The organism is Planococcus chinensis (assembly GCF_020071995.1).
In the GTDB taxonomy this organism is placed as follows: Bacteria; Bacillota; Bacilli; order Bacillales_A; family Planococcaceae; genus Planococcus; species Planococcus chinensis_A.
In genome coordinates this window covers 181620-204518 of the sequence record NZ_JABWTK010000002.1, presented here as the reverse complement: position 1 = coordinate 204518, position 22899 = coordinate 181620, and the positions used below count along the sequence as shown (strand labels likewise).

19 protein-coding genes are annotated in these 22899 nt (G+C 48.1%); 18 read left to right on the top strand and 1 reads right to left on the bottom strand.

Features of this window, described 5'->3' with window-relative positions:
• Window positions 1–25: 25 nt before the first annotated feature.
• From HU147_RS04115 to HU147_RS04100, 4 genes are all read left to right on the top strand, one after another.
• On the top strand, window positions 26–961 hold the full coding sequence (locus HU147_RS04115) for an AAA family ATPase (RefSeq protein WP_224075038.1): 936 nt from the start codon (window positions 26–28) through the stop codon (window positions 959–961).
• A gap of 1 nt (window position 962) precedes the next feature.
• Window positions 963–2117: a DUF58 domain-containing protein gene (locus tag HU147_RS04110; protein ID WP_224075037.1), complete on the top strand. Its 1155-nt coding sequence runs from the start codon at window positions 963–965 to the stop codon at window positions 2115–2117.
• Window positions 2114–3337, top strand: a complete 1224-nt coding sequence (locus HU147_RS04105) for a DUF4129 domain-containing protein (RefSeq protein ID WP_224075036.1) — start codon at window positions 2114–2116, stop codon at window positions 3335–3337. The genes HU147_RS04110 and HU147_RS04105 overlap by 4 nt, the downstream gene beginning before the upstream one ends.
• Before the next feature lie 204 nt (window positions 3338–3541).
• Window positions 3542–4399: an NAD(P)-dependent oxidoreductase gene (locus HU147_RS04100; protein WP_224075035.1), complete on the top strand. Its 858-nt coding sequence runs from the start codon at window positions 3542–3544 to the stop codon at window positions 4397–4399.
• Between the two features lie 75 nt (window positions 4400–4474).
• Here HU147_RS04100 and HU147_RS04095 read toward each other — a convergent pair whose 3' ends face one another.
• Window positions 4475–4966, bottom strand: a complete 492-nt coding sequence (locus HU147_RS04095; protein WP_440137287.1) for a YkyB family protein — start codon at window positions 4964–4966, stop codon at window positions 4475–4477.
• A gap of 267 nt (window positions 4967–5233) precedes the next feature.
• Here HU147_RS04095 and fadH point away from each other — a divergent pair, with 267 nt between their 5' ends.
• The 14 genes from fadH to HU147_RS04025 all read left to right on the top strand — a co-directional run bounded on the left by fadH (window position 5234) and on the right by HU147_RS04025 (window position 22730).
• Window positions 5234–6001, top strand: a complete 768-nt coding sequence (gene fadH, locus HU147_RS04090; RefSeq protein WP_224075034.1) for a 2,4-dienoyl-CoA reductase — start codon at window positions 5234–5236, stop codon at window positions 5999–6001.
• 101 nt (window positions 6002–6102) lie between these two features.
• Complete coding sequence (gene cbpB, locus HU147_RS04085) at window positions 6103–6546, top strand: cyclic-di-AMP-binding protein CbpB (protein ID WP_224075033.1); 444 nt, start codon at window positions 6103–6105, stop codon at window positions 6544–6546.
• A gap of 117 nt (window positions 6547–6663) precedes the next feature.
• The gene (locus HU147_RS04080) at window positions 6664–8139 is read left to right on the top strand and encodes an MDR family MFS transporter (protein ID WP_224075032.1); all 1476 of its coding nucleotides are present in this window, start codon (window positions 6664–6666) and stop codon (window positions 8137–8139) included.
• Entirely contained in the window at window positions 8132–9007 is an 876-nt protein-coding gene (locus HU147_RS04075) for a LysR family transcriptional regulator (protein ID WP_224075031.1), read from the top strand. The genes HU147_RS04080 and HU147_RS04075 overlap by 8 nt, the downstream gene beginning before the upstream one ends.
• Before the next feature lie 66 nt (window positions 9008–9073).
• Window positions 9074–9787, top strand: coding sequence for a 2,3,4,5-tetrahydropyridine-2,6-dicarboxylate N-acetyltransferase (dapD, locus tag HU147_RS04070; protein WP_224075030.1), 714 nt, complete (start codon window positions 9074–9076; stop codon window positions 9785–9787).
• Window positions 9788–9800: 13 nt separating this feature from the next.
• Window positions 9801–10916 (top strand): N-acetyldiaminopimelate deacetylase, encoded by a 1116-nt coding sequence (locus tag HU147_RS04065; protein WP_224075029.1) that lies wholly within the window; start codon window positions 9801–9803, stop codon window positions 10914–10916.
• A gap of 103 nt (window positions 10917–11019) precedes the next feature.
• Entirely contained in the window at window positions 11020–13371 is a 2352-nt protein-coding gene (locus HU147_RS04060) for a hypothetical protein (RefSeq protein WP_224075028.1), read from the top strand.
• Complete coding sequence (locus HU147_RS04055; protein WP_224075027.1) at window positions 13368–14303, top strand: ABC transporter ATP-binding protein; 936 nt, start codon at window positions 13368–13370, stop codon at window positions 14301–14303. Before HU147_RS04060 ends, HU147_RS04055 begins: the two co-directional genes overlap by 4 nt.
• A complete protein-coding gene (locus HU147_RS04050; RefSeq protein ID WP_224075026.1) occupies window positions 14300–15142 on the top strand; it encodes an ABC transporter permease in 843 nt (280 codons plus the stop codon). The genes HU147_RS04055 and HU147_RS04050 overlap by 4 nt, the downstream gene beginning before the upstream one ends.
• 12 nt (window positions 15143–15154) lie before the next feature.
• On the top strand, window positions 15155–16567 hold the full coding sequence (locus tag HU147_RS04045) for a hypothetical protein (protein WP_224075025.1): 1413 nt from the start codon (window positions 15155–15157) through the stop codon (window positions 16565–16567).
• A gap of 14 nt (window positions 16568–16581) precedes the next feature.
• Window positions 16582–17574, top strand: coding sequence for an AAA family ATPase (locus HU147_RS04040; RefSeq protein ID WP_224075024.1), 993 nt, complete (start codon window positions 16582–16584; stop codon window positions 17572–17574).
• Window positions 17571–18431: a DUF58 domain-containing protein gene (locus HU147_RS04035; protein WP_224075023.1), complete on the top strand. Its 861-nt coding sequence runs from the start codon at window positions 17571–17573 to the stop codon at window positions 18429–18431. Before HU147_RS04040 ends, HU147_RS04035 begins: the two co-directional genes overlap by 4 nt.
• Before the next feature lie 11 nt (window positions 18432–18442).
• The gene (locus tag HU147_RS04030) at window positions 18443–20176 is read left to right on the top strand and encodes a vWA domain-containing protein (protein WP_224075022.1); all 1734 of its coding nucleotides are present in this window, start codon (window positions 18443–18445) and stop codon (window positions 20174–20176) included.
• The gene (locus HU147_RS04025; RefSeq protein WP_224075021.1) at window positions 20157–22730 is read left to right on the top strand and encodes a VWA domain-containing protein; all 2574 of its coding nucleotides are present in this window, start codon (window positions 20157–20159) and stop codon (window positions 22728–22730) included. Before HU147_RS04030 ends, HU147_RS04025 begins: the two co-directional genes overlap by 20 nt.
• Window positions 22731–22899: the final 169 nt, after the last annotated feature.

Here is a 22899-nt window from a genome sequence, read left to right as displayed (position 1 = left end):
GAATTTAAACATTGGGGGAAACCATGTGGAAAATTTAAGGGGTGTCAAAAAGCATTTAAACGAATTGGTGGTTGGAAGGGAAAAAGAAATTGATTTTATGTTAATTGCGTTGATCCAAGAAGGGCATGTCTTGCTTGAAAGCGTTCCCGGATCCGGTAAAACCTGGATGGCCAAAGCATTTGCCGGCTCTTTTCATGGCATTTTTCAGCGTCTGCAGTTTACTCCGGATGTCTTGCCTTCGGATGTCACCGGAATCCGATTTTTTAATCCTAAAACGCAAGAATTTGAACTTCGTCCCGGAGCTGTGTTGACCAATCTATTGCTGGCAGATGAAATAAACCGGGCCACTCCCCGGACCCAGTCAAGTTTGCTGGAAGCGATGGAAGAAAAACAGGCGACCATTGACGGGGAAACGCTGCCGCTTCCCGATCCGTTCATTGTCATTGCCACGCAGAATCCGGTTGAATCCCAGCAAGGGACGTTTCCGCTTCCTGCTGCTCAATTGGACCGCTTTTTATTCCGTTTAGAGATCGGCTACCCGGAATACGAAGATGAAATGAAAATCATTCGGAACTTCCGTGGGAATGTTTCGCATAAAAAGGAAATAACGGCGGTCGCTTCCATAGAAGATGTGCGGGCCTGGTCGGTCGAAGCGAAAAAAGTAGCCGTCCACGAGGATATTGAAACATACATCCTGGAATTGGTGCGTGCTACACGCCGCCATCCTTCCATTGAACTGGGGTTGAGTTCCCGTGCGGCTCTGGCATTGGTCCATGCCGCACAGGGCTATGCGTTTATCAATGGCCGCCGTTTCGTCACGCCCGATGATGTGAAAACCATTTTAGAACCTGTAGCGGTTCACCGCATTTTGTTGACGGCTGAAGGCATGTTAGTCCGGGATGCCCAGGAAGTGCTGATGGAAGTGGCAGATTCGATTCCTTCACCGGTAGAGGCTTTTTAATATGGTTTGGGTGCGCCACGACTACAATTCGACGAACACAAAATGGGTGTTGAGTTTACTCGGGATATTCTTTTTTATAGCGATGGCTTTTTTGCAGTTAACTGCGGCAGCGGTCGCTGCGTTTATCGCAGCAATTGCAGGCTTGCAGTGGCTTTATTTCGCCCATGTCGGAAAGCGCTTGGAGCTGGTCAATACGAGAAGCCGGAAGCGCCTCTTGACTGGCGGCGAAAGCGCATGGGAGCTTGTGTTTGAAAACAGGGGGCTGCCGGTGCTCGGGGGCCAATTGAAAATCTGGTTTCAGGATGCGGTTTTGCCGCAAGGCCCGCTCATTGTAAATTATGGAGACCTTGTTGAACTGGATGTACCTTTCACGATCGGCCATAACGAAACCCTGGCGGTAAAAATTCCGGTGACTGGAAACCGTCGGGGACTAGCCCGGTTGAAGAAGATGGAGCTGAGTGTTCCGCATCCGTTTGGCGAAGGCACTGTAGTGCTTGAGTATAAGCCGATGATCTTGCAGGAATTGCTGGTGTATCCGAAACTCCAAAAAGCCTTTTTCCATTATTCGCCGTCTCGCCAAAAACCGGGGCAGTTCAATCTGAAAAATTCTTTGTTCGATGATAGTTTCCAGCCGATCGGCACCCGCGATTATGTGCCGACGGATAGTTTCAATACCATCCACTGGAAAGCAAGTGCCCGCATGCAGTCCTATCAAACCAAGGTGTTTGACCAAGTAGCCAATGAATCGGTTCTGTTCGCATTGAATGTGGCGGATCATTACGCAACGATCCCCCATTTGGAGGAACGCATCGAAGAAGTGGCTTCTTACATTGAAACGTGTTACCGGGAAGGCGTACCGTATGCTTTGGCTGTCAATATCCGCTCTACTGGAAAAATGCCTTTTCTTTATTTAGCGCCAGGTGAAGGGGCCATTCAACGCCAGAAAGCGCTGGAGCTGCTTTCCGTCATGTCTAAAAACCACTCGACGATGCCTTATCCATCCATGCTGGCCCATTTGGATTTGCATATCGAGCTGCCGTTTACAACGTATTTGATGGCCGATGAATTTTCCGGAATCCAGCGCTTTGTGGCAAAATGGGCAACGCGCACCGAACTTAAATTGCTCCCTGGCAGAAAAGGAAGTGGCATCCGATGATTTCACGTTTATGGTCTGCCGGCAATTACATGCTGGATGCCTTCGCCATTTCACTGTTACTGGTTTTTACTAAGAATGAGACGGCCGTTCCTTTAATGTCGTTGTGGCTGCTTCTCAGTTTGGGTGCAGCAGTTCTCGCATTTGTTCTCTTTCTTAAATTTTCTTATCACGTCTTGGGTACGGCTTTAGTTGCTGCAGTGATTTTCATAACGGCGCTTGTTTTGGGTGTACCCATTTGGCTTGCAGTTGTTCTGGGCATGCTGACACTGTACCGGCTGCACGCCCGCTTCTCCGTCTTTGATAGCGAAAGCCACCAGGAAGGCCATTTTCTGCTGGTATTTGTCTTGCTGTTTTCCGCAGCACTTGTGATCAGCTTATTCAATCCCCGAGTTGAAAATTCTGAAGAGATTTTTGCCATAGCCATTGCGGCGGCAGGGTTTTATGTGTGCTTCCGGCTGTTATACCGGTATATGCAGACGCGGAAAGAAGGGGTTTCCTTTTCGGTAATGGCGATTGGCACATCTCTTGTCATCAGTTCAGCAAGTTTAAGCGGATTTCTGGTTTACTTTCTGGCTGAAGATGCAAGAAGATTGGCTGGATGGGTTCTCGGCGGCATTTTGCAGATTGTCCTATGGCCATTTGCTGGATTGATGGAAAAACTCACGGAGTATTTATCGGGGTTATCCACTGAACAGGAAATGAAGGAAACATTAGAGAAATTAGATCCGGAAACGCTTGCTGAGGAGGAGGGCCAAGCAAGTTTCCAGCCCAAAGACGTTGATTTTCCGGTAGAGTTTATGCTGGCTGCAATACTCCTTGTCTTTTTCGCCCTGCTGGTTTTCTGGCTGTTGAAAAACAAACCTGAAAAAGAAGAACAGCAAGAAAAAGGAGCGGCAAAAACTCAGCGCTATCCAATAACTTCTGCAGACGAGCCATCCGAACAGCCGACACAGGTTCAGTATGCAGAAATGGATGTGGAAGCCGTCCGCAAGGCTTACCGGGCTTTTGAACAGGAAGCAGAAACTGCCGGGCTCGGGCGAAAAGAACATGAAACTGTGCGGGAGTGGATGAACCGCATGACGTGGAATGTGTCCGAAGGTTTTTTTAAAACCTATGATTTGGTGCGGTACGGCTCAGGAACCTTAACGGAATCAGAAGGCGAGCCTTTCCTGGAAGAAATAAAAAAAATAAAAGAAAAATATTTAAAAGAATATGTTTAAATGCCTGTTGGGGCGGGCATAGTATATTTGAACACAGCAACATTCTCATTTCCCCCTTTTGTGGTCGGTCCGAACAGCGGATCGGCTTCTTTTTTTTGTTTTTTTAAGGGAATGGAATGCTGCCTGTTAAAATTTTCTGGAATTCCGTGAATTAACTGAAAAGTTTTGATAAACTGAAGACATAAGCGAAGGAGTGACGTACATATGAAAGTTGGATTTATTGGAACTGGTGTAATGGGAAGCAGCTTGGTAAAACATTTACTGACTGCTGGACATGAAGTCATCATCTATACACGCACGGCTAAAAAAGCCGAAAGTCTGGTGGAAGCAGGTGCCAAACTGGTAGAGTCTCCAAAAGAAGTGGCGCTTGCTGCGGAAACTGTTTTTACAATGGTGGGCTACCCATCGGACGTCGAAGAGGTATATTTCGGAGACGAGGGAATTTTGGAAAATGCCCAAAAAGGGGCAGTATTAGTGGACCTTACCACATCCAAACCTAATTTGGCGAAGCGCATTTTTGATGAAGCCGCTTCGAAAGGCTTAAAAGCCTTGGATGCACCGGTTTCCGGCGGAGACATCGGAGCCCAAAAAGGCACTTTGTCGATTATGGTAGGTGGAGAGGAGCCGCATTTCCAGGAAGTTTTGCCGCTGCTCGAGCTAATGGGTGAAAACATTGTGTATCAAGGGCCAGCAGGGTCCGGCCAGCATACCAAAATGTGCAACCAAATTAACATTGCAACAAACATGATCGGCGTCTGCGAGTCTCTTGTATATGCCAAAAAAGCTGGCCTTGACCCCGAGCAGGTGCTTCGTTCCATTTCATCCGGAGCCGCAGGTTCCTGGTCATTATCGAATCTGGCTCCGCGGATGATTGCAGAAGATTTTGCACCGGGCTTTTATATTAAGCATTTCATAAAAGACATGAAAATCGCGGCGGAAGAAGCGGAACTGATGGGCCTGGAATTGCCGGGACTGCGCTTGTCGCTCGGCATGTACGAAAAATTGGCAGAACAGGGCTATAGTGAAAACGGCACACAAGCGCTGATTAAGCATTTCGAATAAACTTCACGTTATCGGCGATGGAAATCTAAAGGATAAAAAAAGACCGGAAGCCTCTAAAGGCATCCGGTTGCATCATCAATCAAAATAAGATTTCTTCGGTGTGTAAAACCGGTCGATCGGACGCGGTTTATAGGATTTGGTTATTTGGGAAGCGGTTGTTTCTTTCTTTTGTGGACGAAGCCCGGTAAAATTACTCAATATATCTTTTGCCGTTTTCAAATTCATCCTGCTTGGCGGGTTCCGGTATGTTTCATCCAACTGTCCCAAATGTTCAAGAAGTTCAAAGTCTTCTTTTTTCGGCAGCATATGAAAATAATAGTTTCCGCATTTTACGAGGACTGAAGATTGTTGTTGGCTTTTCCGGGGGTTTTTGCTGAAGTGAAGGCCGATTTTTTCTGCACGCTTTTGCGTGATCATCAACAAGAGCGCTTCTTTTTTTAATGCATATAAATACTGATTGTCTGGGGCGGTTTTTGCATGCCGATTGACAGTGAAGATTGCCTGGGCAATATCGGTATCGGTTTTATCGAATGCCATGGAGTCATTCCCTTCTATAATAAATTTCATGTATAATGCCTATTTATCATATCAAAAATTACCAATAGTGTATATGGAAGACCGCTGGCTTTGCGTAAATTTTATCAAATGGGCGTGCAGCTGCAGCAGCAAAATGGCAGTTCAAAGGAATCTGCTTGCTTTAAATGAAAGCGCTTCAATAAGGTGGGGGACAGATCCATCCGTAAGAGGATGATACGCTACTGGCAAGCGGTGGGGATTAAAGTTTTAGCAAATAGAAAAAAATAGAAAAGACATCTACCGAAAGGGGAATTGGTTATGTTAAAAGACAAAACGATTATTGTGACAGGCGGGTCTAGCGGGATGGGGCTCCATATGGCTGAAAAGTTTGCAGCGGAAGGGGCGAACGTTGTCATTACCGGACGCGATATGGAAAAATTGAATGCAGCAGTCCGGACGATTGATGCGCAGCATGGTTCTGTAGAAGTGTTTCAAATGGATGTCCGGGAACCCGAACATGCAAAAGCGATGGTGAATTTCGCACATGAAAAGTTTGGCCGGATTGACGGGCTTGTTAATAACGCGGCGGGCAACTTTATTGTGCATGCCGAAAAATTATCGCCGAACGGCTGGAAATCCGTTATTGATATCGTATTGAACGGTACGTTTTTCTGTTCCCATGCCGTCGGCAACTACTGGATTGAACATGGCATAAAAGGCAGCATCATCAATATGCTGGCGACGTATGCCTGGACCGCAGGGGCCGGGGTAGCGCATTCAGCAGCTGCCAAAGCAGGGGTCATGTCTTTGACGCGGACACTGGCAGTGGAATGGGGCACGCAGTTCGGCATTCGCGTAAACGGCATTGCTCCAGGCCCGATTGAGCGGACCGGCGGCGCAGAAAAATTATGGGACTCGGAAAAAGCGGCTAAACGGACATTGGAATCGATTCCGCTTGGCCGGTTAGGCAAGCCGGAAGAAGTGGCCGAGCTGGCCGCCTTCATGATGTCGGACAAAGCTTCATATATGAACGGTGAAATTGTGACGCTGGACGGCGGGCAATGGCTCAACAAATTTCCATTTTAAGGCGAAATGGAAACACAATTAAATAGTCTCGCCAAACGGGTTATGTTATGATGTTACCGAAGACAGGATGACTCGTTTATGATGCAAAAGGAGTAGAGTATATGATTTCATTACCTAGCCGAGATTTTCTTGATACCCCCATTGAAGAATATATAATCTCATCTGAAAAAGTCGCGCATGTCCAAGTCAATAACAGTGCAGAACATGCATTGCTGGTTCTTACAAAGACAGGTTACTCTGCAATTCCGGTGTTGGATTCAAAATATCGTTTTTGCGGCTTGATTAATGCCCAGCGGATCACGGATGCCATTCTTGGAATGGAACACATTGAATACGAACGCTTGCCGGACATTCGGGTAGAAGACATTATGCAGACGGATTTTCCATTGATCCATATTTCTGAACGTTTCCAGCGGGCTTTGGATTTATTGATCGACCAGAACTTTTTATGCGTAATCGATGACGATGCCATGTTTATGGGCATACTTACTCGACGGGTCATACTTAAGCAGTTAAAAAAACAGATTTATCAATTGAGAAAATAATTAGTGCAGTTTCCTGCAGCGGGTTTCACTGCTGCAATTTCAAGCAGGATAAAATTAAACGTACAAAAAGGTCTCATTGTGAGGCCTTTTTTCTGTCAATCGAAAGAAGGTTTGAAAATGAAAAAAACGAACCGGCCCCTTGTGCTGGCTTCGGTCATGCTCGCTATGTTTATCGGGGCAGTGGAAGCAACGATTGTTTCAACGGCAATGCCCAGCATTTCAGCAGATCTTGGTGGATTTTCTAAATACAGCTGGGTGTTTTCCGCTTATTTGCTGATGAGTACGGTCACGGTGCTCCTGTACGGAAAGCTTTCCGATATTTTTGGACGCAAACCGATTTTTGCATTCGGCATCATCCTATTTTTAATCGGTTCCTTATTGTGCGGATTGGCGAGTTCCATGGAGCAGCTGATCTTTTACCGCTTTATCCAAGGCATCGGGGCAGGGGCAGTCATGCCGATTGCCACGACCATTGTCGGAGATATTTACACAGCGGAAGAGCGCGGAAAAATCCAAGGCTATCTGTCGAGTGTTTGGGGAATCTCGGCAGTAACCGGTCCGGCAATCGGCGGATTTCTGGTGGCGACAATCGGATGGGAATACGTATTTTGGGTCAACATTCCCCTCGGCATCCTGGCGCTTGCAGGGGTATTGCTATTCCTTGTGGAGCCGCAGAAAAAGACAAAACCATCCATCGATTATTTGGGTGCTTTTTTGCTGACGGTTTCACTGACGAGTTTTCTTTATTGGCTTGTGGAAGGCGGAGTAGGGTTTGAGTGGGATTCTGTGCGTTCTTATTCACTGTCACTCGGCGCCGTAGTCGTTTTTGCAGTATTTGTGCTGGTTGAAAAGAAAGCGAAAGACCCGATGATGCCTTTTGATATTTGGAGAAACAAATCAATTTTGTATGCCAACCTTGTTTCCTTGTTCACCGGCATGATTTTAATATCCGTTTCGAGCTATTTGCCGACATATGTTACAGGGGTTATGGAACAGCCGGCTACTATCGCCGGCTTTACATTGACTGCCATGTCGATCGGCTGGCCGATTGCCGCCTTTTTCTCAGGGCGGCTGCTGATCAAAATCGGCTATTTCAGGACTTCGCTCGCCGGCGGGATATTTCTGGTGATCGGCAGTTTGCTTTTTGTTGCGATGCGCCCTGAATTTGGGCCGCTATGGGCCGCGATGTCGAGTTTCATGATCGGGGTCGGCATGGGCCTTACCTCTACCGCTTTTATCGTTTCCATTCAGGCGGCCGTTACGTACGAGCAGCGAGGTACAGCTACAGCCTCTAATATGTTTATGCGCAATTTAGGCAGCACCATCGGCGTAGCGTTGCTTGGCAGCCTCTTGAATTCAAGTTTATTGAATTACTTCCACGACAATGAAAAAGACTATACTTTGAATTCGGTCAATGGAATGTTGACAGAAGACAGCCGTAACAAGCTTCCTCTGGACGTGCTCAGTTTTTTGCAGGAAGGTCTTACCCAGGCGCTGCAAAACGTTTATAGTTTGACTGCCATTTTTGCTGTCATCAGTTTTGTACTAATTTTCGGCCTGCCTAGAAAAAAGGGAGTGAGCAGCAATGGCTAATGAAGAATTGATCCTTAAAGTGCTTGCAGAAGAAGGGAATATGCGAAAAGCTGCAGAACGCCTTTTCTTATCGCAGCCGGCGCTTTCGCAGCGTCTTCAATCGATTGAAAAAGAGTGGGGGCAGCAATTGTTCATCCGCTCCCAAAAAGGGCTGACGCCGACGCCTGCCGGCGAATTGGTCATTGAGTATTCAAAAGAGATGATCCAGCGAAAAGAAGAAGTGTTTGAAGTGCTTCATACCTTGACTTCCAAAGTACATGGAACTTTGAAAATCGCTTGTGCAACGATCATCGGACAAAACTGGCTGCCCAAAGTTTTGAAAGATTTTGTGACGCTTTATCCGGAAGCGAAAATCCAGCTCATTACCGGCTGGAGTTCGGAAATCGCCCGCTCGCTTTATGAAGGAGAAGCCCATATCGGAATTGTCCGGGGGCATACGGATTGGAAAGGCCCGAAGATGCATTTATTCCGGGATACGCTGTATTTGGTGGACAAGGAAATCGATTCGCTGGAAAAAGTGGAAAAGACGGAGCGCCCATTTATCCAGTTTAAAAGCGATTCCAATTATTACGAAGAAATCCAGCAATGGTGGCAGCGCCATTTTCCATCAAACCCGAAGCGGCAAATTACCGTCGACCAGATTGAAACTTGCAAGCAGATGGCCGTCAACGGCATCGGCTATGCCATCCTGCCGTCAATCACTTTGACGGGCAATGAAGGCGTCCATATGATTCCTTTATCAAGCAGTGCAGAAGAGCTGGAATTGACCCGGGATACGTGGCTGATCGGATACGAATCGTCGTTTCAGCTGCGCCAAGTTGAGGCATTTGTCGATATTGTCAAAAAACATGCCGCTTTATTAAGCTAAAGTGCTGAATTTTTACACTATATCCGCTATAATTACAGCATCACCCATAGAAAGAGGTTTTTATTGATGAAGCAAATGGATGCAAATGAAATTATCTCGTACATACAGAATGCCACTAAATCAACACCGGTGAAAGTATACGTAAAAGGCGAAGGCGTCGCTTCTCTTGATTTTGGCCAAGGCTCGAAAGTTTTCGGCGAAGGAAATAACGCAGTAGTATTCGGTGAATGGGCTGAAGTCCAACAAGCATTGGAAGCGAACGCTTCTGTAATTGAAGACTCAGTGATTGAAAATGACCGCAGAAATTCTGCGATTCCTTTATTGGATATGAAAAACATCAACAGCCGCATCGAACCTGGTGCATTTATCCGTGAAAACGTGGAAATCGGCAATAACTGTATCATCATGATGGGCGCAGTCATCAATATCGGCGCGGTAATCGGCGACGGTACAATGATCGACATGGGCGTTGTTCTTGGCGGCCGCGCAACGGTCGGAAAAAACTGCCACATCGGTGCTGGGGCAGTATTGGCCGGCGTTATCGAGCCTGCATCTGCAACACCGGTCATCGTTGAAGATGATGTCATGATCGGCGCAAATGCTGTCGTTCTTGAAGGCGTCCGGATCGGCAAAGGCGCGGTTGTTGCAGCCGGTGCTATTGTCATCGAAGATGTTCCTGAAAACTCCGTAGTGGGCGGGACTCCGGCACGCGTCTTGAAATTGATGGATGAAAAAACTCGTGCAAAAACCGAAATCAAACAAGAACTTCGTCAACTGTAAGCGGGGCTTCCAAATGGATTTACTGAAAATCAGAAGAGAATTGCATGCAATTCCTGAAATCGGTTTTAAGGAATGGAAAACACAGGCGTATTTGAAGGAATGTCTGCGCACTTTTCCTGAAGAACGGCTGGAGATTGTCGAGTGGAAAACGGGCCTAGCGGCAAAAGTGCGCGGCACCGATTCCGCCAAAACCATCGGCTGGCGTACAGACATTGACGGGCTGCCCATTACAGAAGAAACGAATCTGCCATTCCAGTCGGAGCATCCCGGCTATATGCACGCCTGCGGCCATGATATTCATATGACGGTTGCGCTTGGCCTCCTGAACCAGTTGGTCCAGGAACCGATTGCAAACGATGTGGTCATTCTGTTCCAACCGGCAGAAGAAGGACCTGGCGGTGCACTCCCTTTCCGGGAATGGCTGAAACACGACAAGCCAGCATTTTTGCCGGATCAGATTTTCGCGCTGCATATTGCGCCGGAACTTCCGGCCGGAACAGTGGCCACAAAACCGGGCCTGTTGTTTGCTAATACGTCTGAACTTTTTATCGACTTGCAGGGCAAAGGCGGCCATGCAGCATATCCCCATCTGACGGAAGATATGGCAGTGGCAGCAGCTTCGCTTTTGATGCAGCTGCAGACTATTGTCAGCCGCAATGTGAACCCGATGGATTCGGCTGTACTGACCGTTGGGAAATTGAGCGCGGGGACCGTACAGAATATCATCGCGGAACATGCGCGCCTAGAAGGCACCATCCGCACATTGAATCTGGAATCGATGCTAAAAGTGAAAAAACGGATTGAAGCGATGTGCCGGGCGGTTGAAGAAGCCTATAACTGCCGCGTGTCCATCGATTACGGCTCCAGCTATTTGGAGGTCAATAACGATGAAGCTTTGGCTGAAACATTTCTTCAATTCGCGGCAAGTTATGAAGGCGTTGAAGCCGTGCGAAGTGAAGCGGCCATGACCGGTGAAGACTTTGGATATTTCACAGAACAGCTTCCCGGCCTAATGTTCTGGGCTGGCGTCGCTTCGGAATACGGCTTGCATCATGCCAAGCTGAATCCGGATGAAGCGGTTCTCGATATTCTGCCGAAATTTATCCATCGCTTTTTCAAAACAATTTAAGGAACGGGCAGCCATGCGCTGCCCGTTCTTTTTTTCTATGCGGAAGGAACTATTTTATCCTTACAACGTACTACTTTATAGAGAGAAGAATAGGGGGTTCATTATGTTCAAACGACTGCTGGCACTTTTTGCATTTGCGTGTGTCCTGTTTATATTTTTCATGCCGCAGGCATCATTGGCTGCACCTGAAATTACCATCAAAGCAGACGCCGGTCTGCAAAATAAAGTGAAGTATGAAAAAGGCTTGCCGGTTCAATTTACGATTACAAACAACGGCTCGGATTTTTCAGGCGATCTCGTCTTAAACTATAGCGAAACGTATAGTCTGGGAGCTGGTTTATCGGTGCCCGTGGAATTGGCGGCGGGAGAAGCCAAAACCATTCAAGTAGCCATTCCGGGATTATCCGACATGGTTTCAATGGGTGGACCTTCCACCCAAACCATTTTTTTATATGAAGGCGGATGGGAAGACGGAAAGTCCATCAATTTCAAGGGCTCCAAAACATTAAGCCCCGGCTTTTTCTGGCCAAACTCCCTGTTTATCGGAACGTTGACGGACAACCCGGATCGGCTTTTGCCCCTCAACCAAATTTCTCCGGCAGGCAGCGAATCCACCCAGGTTTTCCATTTGAACCAGCTGAATCAGTTTGCCTTGCCGACGGAAGCGATGGCATGGGAAACGCTCGATTATTTGCTGATTGACGAAGTTTCATACAGTGATTTGCCGGAAGCCGTTCAGCAGGCTGTTCTTCAATGGGTGCAGCAAGGCGGCCGTGTAGTGGTAGGTTCTACTGAAAACATTACTGCCTCCATGGGCAACCTCAGCAGCTACTTGCCTTTGGAGCTGGGTGAAGAAGGCACTGCAACGGTCCAGCCGCTTGAGAAACCGGTTCCGGCTTTTGGCGCTACAATCAAAGAAGGTGCGGATCCGCTCTTCGAGAAAGACGGCAACGTGCTGGCTGCGCGCCAGCAGATTGGCGCTGGAAGCCTGACTCAGACCAGCTTTTCGCTCGGCGACCAGACGGTCAGTTCCCAGCAGGGATATGTGCAATTGATGGCCAATCTGCTGCCGCTCACCACGAATTCGAACAGCATGATGACACAAGGCGAATCGCTGAAAGAAATCATGTCTTACGAAGTGGGGAACGTCAATGAGCTTTTTGAGAGCTTCGCGGTTTCCAAAACTTTGGTCATGGGCATTATTTTGCTATACATTCTTTTGATTATTCCGGTCCTGTATATCATCTTGAAAAAGCGGGACAAGCGTGAACTCGCCTGGGTCATCATCCCGGTCGCTGCTTTAATCACATCGATCGGCATTTTTGCAATTGGCGCGAAAGACCGCATTGCAAACCCGCAGATTCAACAGACCGGCTTTTTTGAAGCCGATCAGGACAGCGGATTGAACGGTTATTATATGAATACGCTCTTATCCAATCGGGGAGGCGATTACCATTTTGCTGCTCCGGCCGGAACGACCATGACGTTTCGGCAGAACACCCAGTTCTCTGAAGGGGCTCAGCAGCAATCGGCCATTTTGGAACAACAAGCTACGCAAAATATGATGACTCTGCGTGATATGCGCTATTGGTCCGTCGGCTCCGTCATAGGGGAATCGTATATTGAAAAAACTGGGAACTTCGACATCCAATTGGCGGTGGAGAAAAAGACCATTAAAGGAACCATTCAAAACAATTTCCCATTCGCACTTGAAGATGTATCGATTTGGACAGGTACGCGTTTGATGGCTTTAGGAAATCTTGCTCCTGGCGAAGAGCTGGCAGTGAACCAGACGGTGCAGTCGGACATTTTGCCATCCGCTTCACCGATTAGTTCAACTTTCGCTTATCAGCCGATTGCCGATAAAGAACAATTGAAAAAAGCAAGAAAGCAAACCATTCTGTCAATGGCGTATAATCAGTTTAAGGACAATGAAAGTTCCCCTTATGTGGTCGCCTATACGAATGATGCCATTGTGCCGATATCGCTGGAAGACCAGCGTGCTTCCGTGTCGGCTGTCCATTTGATCGCCCAGCCATTTAAGCCGGCTGTCAATTTGACGGGTGAAGTCAATTTGAATGCAGATACGTTTGAATTGCAGGTCAGCGGCTCGTCTTATTTTGAAAATGTGGCGGATGATCCTTACCTTTATTATATGGATAAAGGGAAATTCGAATTAACCTATGCGGTCACAGAAGCAGTGGATTTAAAGAAAACCGAATGGCAGGAATTGGCGGTTACGGCAGCCAAGCAGAATCTGACGGTTTCCATTTTAAATGCAAAAACAGGAAAACCTGAAGAAATCAGCAAAAGCCAACAAAGCTTTACGGAAGCAGTTGGCAACTATGTCTCTCCTCAAGGAGAAATCAAATTCGTCGTTGAAAACAATTCCGCTAATGGTGAACCTGAAGTAACCATGCCTAAAATCAAGTTGAAAGGGGTGGTTGCCCCATGATTGAAACAATCGGACTCACTAAAAAATACGGTTCATTGTATGCTTTGCAGGACTTGAATCTGACCGTCGAAGACGGCACTGTATTCGGTTTTGTCGGAGCAAATGGCGCCGGCAAATCAACGACCTTTTCCATTTTGGCTACTTTGCTGCAGCCGACTGCGGGAGATGCGTTCATTAATGGGTTAAGTGTGACAAAGAATGCCCATGAAGTCAGAAAACAGATCGGTTATATGCCGGATTTCTTCGGCGTCTATGATCAGTTGAAGGCCGATGAGTACCTGGATTTTTACGGTGCAAGTTATGGCTTGAAACCGAAAGAGCGTGAAAAATTGATTCCTCAATTGCTGGAGCTCGTCAATTTAAGCCATAAACGCTACGAATATGTCGACTTGCTGTCGAGAGGCATGAAGCAAAGACTGTGCCTGGCAAGGGCGTTGATCCATGATCCGAACATCCTGATCCTGGACGAGCCGGCCTCAGGGCTTGATCCACGGGCGCGGGTGGAAATGCGCGAAATCCTCCGGGAACTGAAATCAATGGGGAAAACCATTTTGATTTCTTCGCATATTTTGCCGGAACTGGCGGAAATGTGCGACAGCATCGGCGTGATAGATACCGGAAGGTTGATTGCCCAAGGATCAGTCAGTGAAATACAAGCGCAGCTGCAAAGCGAAAAAGTAATGCGCGTTAAAGTGGCAGGTCCGGTTTCTGCAGTTTCAGCGTTTTTTGAAAATGATCCTTTTGTTTCCCAAATCGCCGAAAAACCGGAAAAGAATATGATTGAATTTCTGTACCGGGGAACTGAAGAAGACCAAATGGTGTTATTGCGAAAAGCGATGGCTGCACAATTGCCGATCTTATCGTTTGCTGAAGAAGAAACCGATTTGGAAGATGTCTTTATGGCGATTACGAAAGGAGCTGATGCTTCGTGAAAGCACTCCTGGCCAATCCGGTCTTGATCAAAGAAATCAAATTGCGGTTTCGCAATTTGAAAAGCTTTACCGGTATCTTGTTTTATTTAATCGCGATGAGCATTTTTGTCTTTGGCTTTATTTTCATGACCACGACTTTTTCGGGCAGCGGGTTTTTCCGTCCGGATGAAAGTTTTATGCTGTTTACAATGATGACCTATATCCAGTTGGGACTGATCCTGTTTATTACGCCAGGGCTGACGGCAGGCGCCATCAGCACCGAACGGGAAAAGCAGACCTTGAATATTTTACTGACAACGGCCCAGACTTCTTTCCAGATCATTTTCGGGAAAATGTCGTCTTCCATTGCTTTTTTACTGCTGATGATTGTGGCCGGGCTGCCTATCTATAGTCTGGTGTTTTTATACGGCGGTGTATCGCCAAGCCAGATTGTGATCATCTTCTTGTTTTATTTTTTAACCTTGCTGACAATCGGCAGCATTGGCATCATGTTCTCGACGATTATCCGAAAAACCATCGTTTCCATGATTGCTACTTACGGCACCATGATATTCCTGACGGCAGCAACCGGGTTTTTCCTGATCATCTCGATGCAGATTTCGCAATTTGGCAGCACGACGCCGACTTTCTCGCCTTTTACTTACTTTTGGGCGAGCATAAATCCGGCGGTTGTCCTGTTTACTTTGCTGCAGCCAAGCTTTGCCCAGGAAATACAAAACCTGACTGTAGTGCCATTGCCGCTGTGGCTTGGCTATCTGGTGTTTTATCTCGTCATTACAGCGCTGGCACTCCTTTTGGCAGTCAAGCGTTTGCGCGTCAATATGTCTAAATACAAATAAGGAGGGATTTACATGAACAACCGGGACATTGCCGGCTTTGTCCGGCGAGCCGGAAGACGACTGAAAAGTGTACACATCAGCCAATCGCTTCAAAAAGCGCTATTGTTCGGATTAACGGCGGCCGTTCTGCTGCTGTTCCTGTCGCGGTTGTTTATGCTTCCTTATTATGAATTTTATGCATATGCTGCTGGGGCACTGGCACTACTCGCTTGGCTCTTAATTTCCATGCGGAATCTGCCGGACCAACATCAGGCGGTCACAGAACTGGACCGCTTTACGCCGCATAACCAGCTGCTCACGGCCTGGCAGACAGAAGGAACAGGTGAACTGGCAACGGCACTTACGAATAAAACTGCTGAAATGCTTCCTTTCAGTTATCAGCTATTTAAAAAAGAACCGCGCCAGTGGGTGTTAGGAAAATGGCTGCTGGCTTCTTTAGCGAGCGGCGTGGTTTTAAGCCTGCTGCTCTTATTTCCAAGTACGCTGCAGCAAGAAGCGAAAGACACTGAAAAAGAACTGGATTTGATCACTCAGATTGAAAAAGAAGTGGCGAAAATTGAAAAAGAGGCTAAATCCGAGCCGCTGAAAAAAGAATTGAAGGAATTGCAGGGAATAGTGGCGGAAAGCAAAAAGGCTAAAGAGGCCTTAAAAGAAGTAGTGAAAAAACAGAAAGAACTGGCGCTTCAAAAACAGCAATTGGCAGAAAGTGAAGGGAATGCGGCGAAACAGGAAAGCAAAGAACGGGGAGAAGCTTCTGACAAGCTGGCTGAACAAGCTGGAAAAACCCAAACAGCCTTAAGCAATATGGGGAAACCCGTCAATTTGCCGCTGCAGCGCACTATCGCCAATAGCGATCCGGCAAAAGCCGATAATGCAGGAACTCAATCCAGTCAGGGCAGCAGCAGTTCTTCTGCTTCCAAAAATGGCACGAATGCCGAAAATTCCTCTGGGCAACCGGGAACGGGCCAAGGAAAAGGTGAAGGCCAAGGACAGGCCCAGGGCGAAGGTCAGGGACAGGGTGAAGGTCAAGGAACAGGACAAGGGCAAGGTCAGGGACAAGGCAATGGCCAAGGACAAGGCAATGGCCAAGGACAAGGTCAAGGCAGTGGTCAAGGCCAAGGGAATGGTCAGGGCAATGGACAAGGCGCTGGAACTGGCCAGGGCAACCGGGAATTGTTGACAGTGCCTTCCCGTATCGGAGGGACTGGAGAAACGGAAGTTGACAACGGTGAACTGGGAGAAGGGGAAGCGGCCGATGAACAGGAAGCGGTTGTACCTGCTGAACGGGGAGAAGTGCGGCCGTACTCAGATGTTGTCGGACAGTATTCAGAGTCATATTTCTCGAGTGCTGAAAAACTGGAATTGCCTCCGGATCTGCAAAAAGTGGTCGAGCAGTACTTTTCTTCAATTGAATCAGAACAATAGAAAGCAGGGATGATATGACGTTTACACCGGAACAATTCACTGAAATGAGCGGGCGTTTGCAGGAAGTTCGAGAAGAAATTGGCCACTTTATCGTGGGGCAGGAAGAAGCGATCGAGTTTTCGCTTTACGCGATTTTGGCAGATGGCCATGCATTATTGGAAGGGTTGCCGGGGCTCGGCAAAACGATGCTGATCCGGACGATTTCCGATGTGCTGGATTTATCCTTTTCCAGAATTCAGTTTACACCCGATTTGATGCCCACAGATATTACGGGAACCAGTTTGATTGAACGGGATGCCGATGGCCGCCAGCAATTCACGTTCCGGGAAGGGCCGATTTTTCACCAAATGGTGCTTGCCGATGAAATTAACCGGGCGACGCCGAAAACCCAAAGCGCCTTGCTTGAAGCGATGGGCGAAAAGACGGTGACCATCTTAGGCGATACGAAAAAGATGGCGCGGCCATTTTTCGTGCTGGCCACCCAAAACCCGATTGAAATGGAAGGGACTTATCCTTTGCCGGAAGCGCAAATGGACCGTTTTCTTTGCAAAATCCTTGTGGCTTATCCGACGCGTGCAGAACTGGCGGAAATCAGCAGGCGGACGACAGGTTCACTCAACATCCACTTACAGAAAAAGATGGATACAGATGCTTTGGTCGAAGCCCAGGAAATGGTGAAAGAGGTTTTGATTGCAGAAGATATTTTGATGGTGGCAGTGGATATGATCCAAAATACGCATCCAGCGCAATCAGAGTACGAACCGGTGCGGCAATATATCCAGTACGGCAGCGGCCCCCGGGGACTGCAAAGTTTGATCCGTTTGGCAAAAGCGCGCGCATTGACTGAAGGCCGCTACCATGTGTCCATCGGCGATTTGAAACATGTGGCGAAACCGGTTCTGCGCCATCGCCTCCTTTTGAATTATGAAGGAGAAGCGACGGGCATCAGCGCGGATGAACTGATTGATATAGTGGTGAGCGGTGCTGGAAGAGGCGTATTGAAATGACGGGGCTGGGTCTGCCGGGAGACTGGATTACGCGCATCGCGCGTTTTTCCGTTGCGACCAAATCAAAAATCCGTGGACACCATAAAGGCTCTCACCGTTCTGCCCGCTTTGGTTCGTCCCTGGATTTTTCCGATTTCCGGGAGTATCATCCCGGGGATGATGTCCGCCATGTGGATTGGAATGTTTATGCGCGCACCGACCGTGTCTATATCAAGCGTTTTCTGGACGAACAAGAAATGCGCGTCCATCTCTTGATCGATAGTTCAAAGTCGATGGAAAGAAAATGGCTGTTTGCCAAGCAATTGGCTTTTTCACTCGGCTTGATGGTATTGAGCCATGACGACCGGCTGACTGTCTCTGCCGGCCAAACGGCCATTGCGCCGTTTCGGAAAAAAGGGAAGTCAGCACGGAAATTATACGAACATTTCATATCAAATTTGCCGCAGCCTGACAAATTATCATTTGCAAAAGACGCCAGTTTTTATGCGGCCAAAGATTCAACGGTATTGTTTGTACTATCGGACGGCTTGGAGCCGCTGGAAGATTGGCAGACATTTTTCCGGCAAGTGCCCCGCTTTTCTCACGATGTCCGTTTTTTGCATTTGACGGTTGAAGAAGAACGGATGCCAGATTTTAAAGGCGACATGCGTTTGATTGACGAAGAAACTGGAGATGCCATCAATGTGACGATGACCAGCCAGTCGTTGCAGACCTATTTAAACAAGCGCGAAGTGCATACCGAAGGGTTGAAATCTTTATGCGCCAAGCACGGAGTCCATTATATGCAAATTGATATCGAAGAAGGCATTCAGCACGTCCTGTTTCAACAATTGGCAAGGAAAAATTGGATTGAATGAGGTGAAGCGGCATGGGAATTGAAAACTGGGGATGGATCTGGACGGCAATCATGCCGCTCGCAGTCATTTTGTATTATTTTTTCCGGAAGAAATACAAAGATCAGCCGATTTCTTCTACCTTGTTCTGGCAGGAAACGATGAAGGAAATTCAGGCTTCCCCTTATCTGAAAAAACTCCAGCACCATCTGCTTTTTTATCTTCAACTGGCGGCCCTGTTGCTATGTGTATTGGGCCTTATAAAGCCTTATTTCCATTCAGATACACTGGAAGGCAATGAATTTATTTTTGTGGTTGATACTTCGGCAACGATGCTTGCCGGAAGTCCGAGCCATTTTGAAAAGCAGAAAGAAAAGATGGCCGAATTGCTCCAGCAAACAGGTGGAAAACCGGTGACGATTGTTAAAACCGGCCAAAGCCCGGAAGTCCTGGTGCGGGATGAACGGGATCTTGAAGTGCTCGAACAGGCCATAGAACAACTGCAGGTCAGTTATGAAAATGCCCAGATGGAACAAACTTTGCTGTTTGCAGAAACACTTGTCGACAGCGAGTCGACCGTAATCCACGTTTTTACGGATGCTCTTGACCGAACCGCTTTAGCAGGCAAAACAGATCAGGTGTATGCGGTACACGGCATCGGTGAACCGTTGCGCAACGTGTCGATCCGCCAATTTGGTTTGGCGGAAACAGAAGAAGGCTTGCGGGCGATTGTACAGGTGGTCAACGAAAGCAGCGAACCGATGGCAGGAACCCTTCGCTTATCAAATGGAGAAGCCGAAAAAAAATCGGCTATCAAGCTGGAACCGAAGGAAGAAGTTTTGGCGCCGGTTGAAGGCTTGCCTGCAGGGAAGTTGTGGGAGGCGACATTGACGATTGATGATGATTATAAAGCCGATAATGCCATGGCTTCTTATGTACAGCAGCCCATCGATGCTATTTTTATTGATTCCAGCCTTCATGAACTGGTGGCCAGCGGCTTTAGTTCGCTCGACATGAAAGTAACATCGCTCGCCCCGGATCAATTGGCTAACCGAAAAGGCGCGCCGATTGTTACCAATCAGGCAGAGCTGCTGGCCGGGGATGCACCTGTCTTGTTGATGGGCAGAAACGATGAAACAGCGAGCGAAGCAGCTGGACAAATCGAAACAACTGACCATCCTTTATTCACATACGCCGCACTTGAAGAAGTTTACGTTTCGCATCTCTATCCGGCTTTTGAAAACTACGAAACCATTGCCTCAATCGATGGAAAGCCCTTTATCCAAGTTTCGCCTGAAGGGGACCTGATTGTCCTGGCGGATATCCAGTCCACCGATTGGCCGCTAAGCCCTTCGTTTCCATTATTTCTATGGAGTGCAGTCAATGAACTGGCAGGCAGCGAAAGTTTTCTCGGCTTTTTCCAGCCGAACGAACACCGTTCGGTAGCACTTGCTTCCGGTTCAGGGGAATGGGAAATCTTTAAAGACAGCAATTACATGGCTTCCTATCTTGAAGGGGAAGGGCCTTTTATCGCACCTGCTGAACCCGGCATCTACGATGTAACGAGCGGCAGCGAAAGCTTGAAAATGATTGTCCAGCTGAGCAATGAAGAAAAAACGCTTGAAACTGGAGCAGCTTACCAAATCGGACAAGCAGCCAGTGAAGAAGAAACCGTCCGTTTCTCTCTCGTGCCAGGCATCCTGCTTTTTATTCTGATTTTGCTGGTGGCGGAATGGGAGGTGTACCGACGTGGAATTGCGCTTAGATAATCCATTGTGGCTTTGGCTGCTCGTGCCGGTGATTGCCTATTTCGGACTGCTCGGTTACCGGAATTTTAAAAAATTTGCCAAGCTCTACCGCCTTGTTTATGCCGTACGCTTCCTGACCGTTGCACTTTTGGTTTTTGCACTGGCAGAGCCTGCTGTTTACCAGGCAGTGAAAGAAGAACAAGTTATTTTTCTGATGGACCGCTCTGCTTCAATGGAGGGCTTGGAAGAAGAAATGGCCACTGCTATTGAAACAGCCATTTCAAATAAGAAGGATTCACAGAACGTAGGCGTCTACACTTTCGCAGAAGATTTTCAGACCCTCTTGCAGGTCGCTAAAGAGCCGCGCCCGCTGCCGAGAGAGCAGGCACAGGGCGATGGGCGCCATACAAACCTTGCCCGGGCAATTGAATTGGCTGCCAATAGCGGCAACGCGGATTTGGCGACACGGCTGGTTGTCCTGACCGATGGCAATGAAACCCAAGCTTCCGCTCTTGAAAGTTTGAACCGGCTGGATCGGGACCGTGTCCAAATTGACGTCCTGCCGCTTCAACAAGCAGAGAAAAATGATGCAGCCATTGTCAGTTTCGAGACGCCGGCAGATGCCTTTTTAGGAGAAGCACAAGCGTTTTCTGCCATCATTGATTCGGACAGGGAAACGACGGGGCAATTGGTGTTTTCGCGAAACGATCAAGAATTTGACCGGCAGAAAATTTCGCTTGTAGAAGGGGAGAATTTATTCTCCTATACGTATCCGGCGCTTGAAGAGGGCATGGCGAAATACGAAGCCAGGCTGGAACTTGAAAGTGATGCGTTCATAGAAAACAACGCATTGATCAGCATCACCGAAGTGGAAGGAAATCCGGAAGTGCTGGTGGTCAGCGGCAGCGAGGCCAGTCCGATTCCGGGAGTGTTGGATACGGAAAACATTCGCGTCACGGCCATTACGGCCAATCAGCTGCCGGCGAATTTGTCGTCCATCCTGCAATATGATTCCGTCATTTTTGACAATGTCTCCGGCACATCGGTCGGCAGCCAGCAAATGGCGGTAATCGAGCAGGCCGTTCAGCAATTCGGGATGGGCTTTATGATGGTCGGAGGCGACCAGAGTTTTGGCCTCGGCGGCTATTTCAAATCGCCGATCGAACGGATTTTGCCGGTTGAAATGGAAGTCAAAGGCAAGCATGAACTGCCTTCGCTTGGCCTCGTCATCGTCATGGACCGGTCGGGCAGTATGGCCGGCACCAAAATGGAATTAGCGAAAGAAGCTGCCGCGCGTTCTGTAGAATTATTGCGTGAAAACGATACGGTGGGCGTTATTGCGTTTGACGACCAGCCGTGGCAAATCGTGCCGACCGAGAAACTGGCAGACCCAAAAGAGGCAGCCGATAAAATTCTGTCTGTGGCACCTGGCGGGGGAACAGAAATCTACCGGTCCTTGGAAGAAGCCTATAGCCAACTTGAAGATTTGGAGTTGCAGCGCAAGCACATCATCTTGTTGACGGATGGCCAATCAGCGACTTCCAACGATTACGATAGCTTGATTGAAAACGGCAAAGACAAAAACGTCACCTTGTCAACGGTTTCCATCGGCGGTGATGCAGATAAAAATCTGCTGGAAAGCCTGGCGATGACAGGCAGCGGCCGCTATTACGATGTCACCGATGCCACAACCATTCCGGCCATTTTATCGAGAGAAACAATCATGATGTCCCGGACTTATATTGTCGACCAGCCTTTCCATCCGGTTGTTTACAATAGCCGCTGGAACGATTTGTTCACTGCGGGAGTGCCGCAAATGAACGCCTATATTGCGACGACGGCGAAAAGCACAGCGTCTGTTGCGCTTGAAAGCGAAGAAGAAGATCCGGTGCTCGCGGCTTGGAATTACGGCCTTGGAAAAACCATAGCCTATACGTCCGGCAGCGGCGGATGGAGCGGTGACTTCCAATCCTGGCAAAACTGGCCGGCGTTTTGGAACCGCACAGTCTCCGAATTGCTGCCGTCTTTCGCTGAAATTCCTTTCTCGGTTACTGCAAAACAGCAAGGTGTTTATGCCATTGAAGACCCTTCCCGAAAATCAGCCATCATCAATGTCACAGCTGTTGATGAAAAAGGGAATGAAGTGCCGCTGAAAAGCGAACCGGTTGCACCTGGGGAAATTGAAGTTGCGATGGATGCAGAACCCGGTTTGGTGTTCTTCAGCATTTCCAATGAAAACGGGGCATCCTATAGGACCGGCCTGACGGTGCCGTACGGCGCTGAATATAAAATCAGCAACCCGAATCTGCCATTGCTCACAACACTCGCTGAGCGGAGCGGAGGGCAGGTTCTTGGCTCTCTGGATGAAGCCATGCGGGACATCCCGTATGAAAGCGGAAGCCAAAAGCCGATTCAGCAATTTCTGCTGCTGTTGGCGATGCTGCTGTTTTTTGCAGATATCACCATCCGCCGGTTCGGGCTAAGAATGCCAATCCGGAAAAAAGAAAAGAAAGCGGAAGCGGAACAAAGTGATCAAACAATCGGCCAATTAATAAAAGCGAAAAAGAGAAGTTAATCTCTTTTTCGCTTTTTGTTTTTTATTCACTCTTGTCGGGGCTGAATAGGCACCTTCGCTTTTCTTAGTTGTCCAGCTCCAGCGCCCAGCCCCTCGAGTCGCTTCGGCCTGGTCCGCGATGGCAAAGAACGCCATCACAACCAGTCCTCCAGCGCTTGTCGGAGCTAAC

Bases quoted from the DNA above. Each gene is read 5' to 3' on its own strand.
- HU147_RS04110 (WP_224075037.1), top strand. From the start codon at position 963: ATGGTTTGGGTGCGCCACGACTACAATTCGACGAACACAAAATGGGTG.
- HU147_RS04105 (WP_224075036.1), top strand. From the start codon at position 2,114: ATGATTTCACGTTTATGGTCTGCCGGCAATTACATGCTGGATGCCTTC.
- HU147_RS04100 (WP_224075035.1), top strand. From the start codon at position 3,542: ATGAAAGTTGGATTTATTGGAACTGGTGTAATGGGAAGCAGCTTGGTA.
- HU147_RS04095 (WP_440137287.1), bottom strand. From the start codon at position 4,966: ATGAAATTTATTATAGAAGGGAATGACTCCATGGCATTCGATAAAACC.
- fadH (WP_224075034.1), top strand. From the start codon at position 5,234: ATGTTAAAAGACAAAACGATTATTGTGACAGGCGGGTCTAGCGGGATG.
- cbpB (WP_224075033.1), top strand. From the start codon at position 6,103: ATGATTTCATTACCTAGCCGAGATTTTCTTGATACCCCCATTGAAGAA.
- HU147_RS04080 (WP_224075032.1), top strand. From the start codon at position 6,664: ATGAAAAAAACGAACCGGCCCCTTGTGCTGGCTTCGGTCATGCTCGCT.
- HU147_RS04075 (WP_224075031.1), top strand. From the start codon at position 8,132: ATGGCTAATGAAGAATTGATCCTTAAAGTGCTTGCAGAAGAAGGGAAT.
- dapD (WP_224075030.1), top strand. From the start codon at position 9,074: ATGAAGCAAATGGATGCAAATGAAATTATCTCGTACATACAGAATGCC.
- HU147_RS04065 (WP_224075029.1), top strand. From the start codon at position 9,801: ATGGATTTACTGAAAATCAGAAGAGAATTGCATGCAATTCCTGAAATC.
- HU147_RS04060 (WP_224075028.1), top strand. From the start codon at position 11,020: ATGTTCAAACGACTGCTGGCACTTTTTGCATTTGCGTGTGTCCTGTTT.
- HU147_RS04055 (WP_224075027.1), top strand. From the start codon at position 13,368: ATGATTGAAACAATCGGACTCACTAAAAAATACGGTTCATTGTATGCT.
- HU147_RS04045 (WP_224075025.1), top strand. From the start codon at position 15,155: ATGAACAACCGGGACATTGCCGGCTTTGTCCGGCGAGCCGGAAGACGA.
- HU147_RS04040 (WP_224075024.1), top strand. From the start codon at position 16,582: ATGACGTTTACACCGGAACAATTCACTGAAATGAGCGGGCGTTTGCAG.
- HU147_RS04035 (WP_224075023.1), top strand. From the start codon at position 17,571: ATGACGGGGCTGGGTCTGCCGGGAGACTGGATTACGCGCATCGCGCGT.
- HU147_RS04030 (WP_224075022.1), top strand. From the start codon at position 18,443: ATGGGAATTGAAAACTGGGGATGGATCTGGACGGCAATCATGCCGCTC.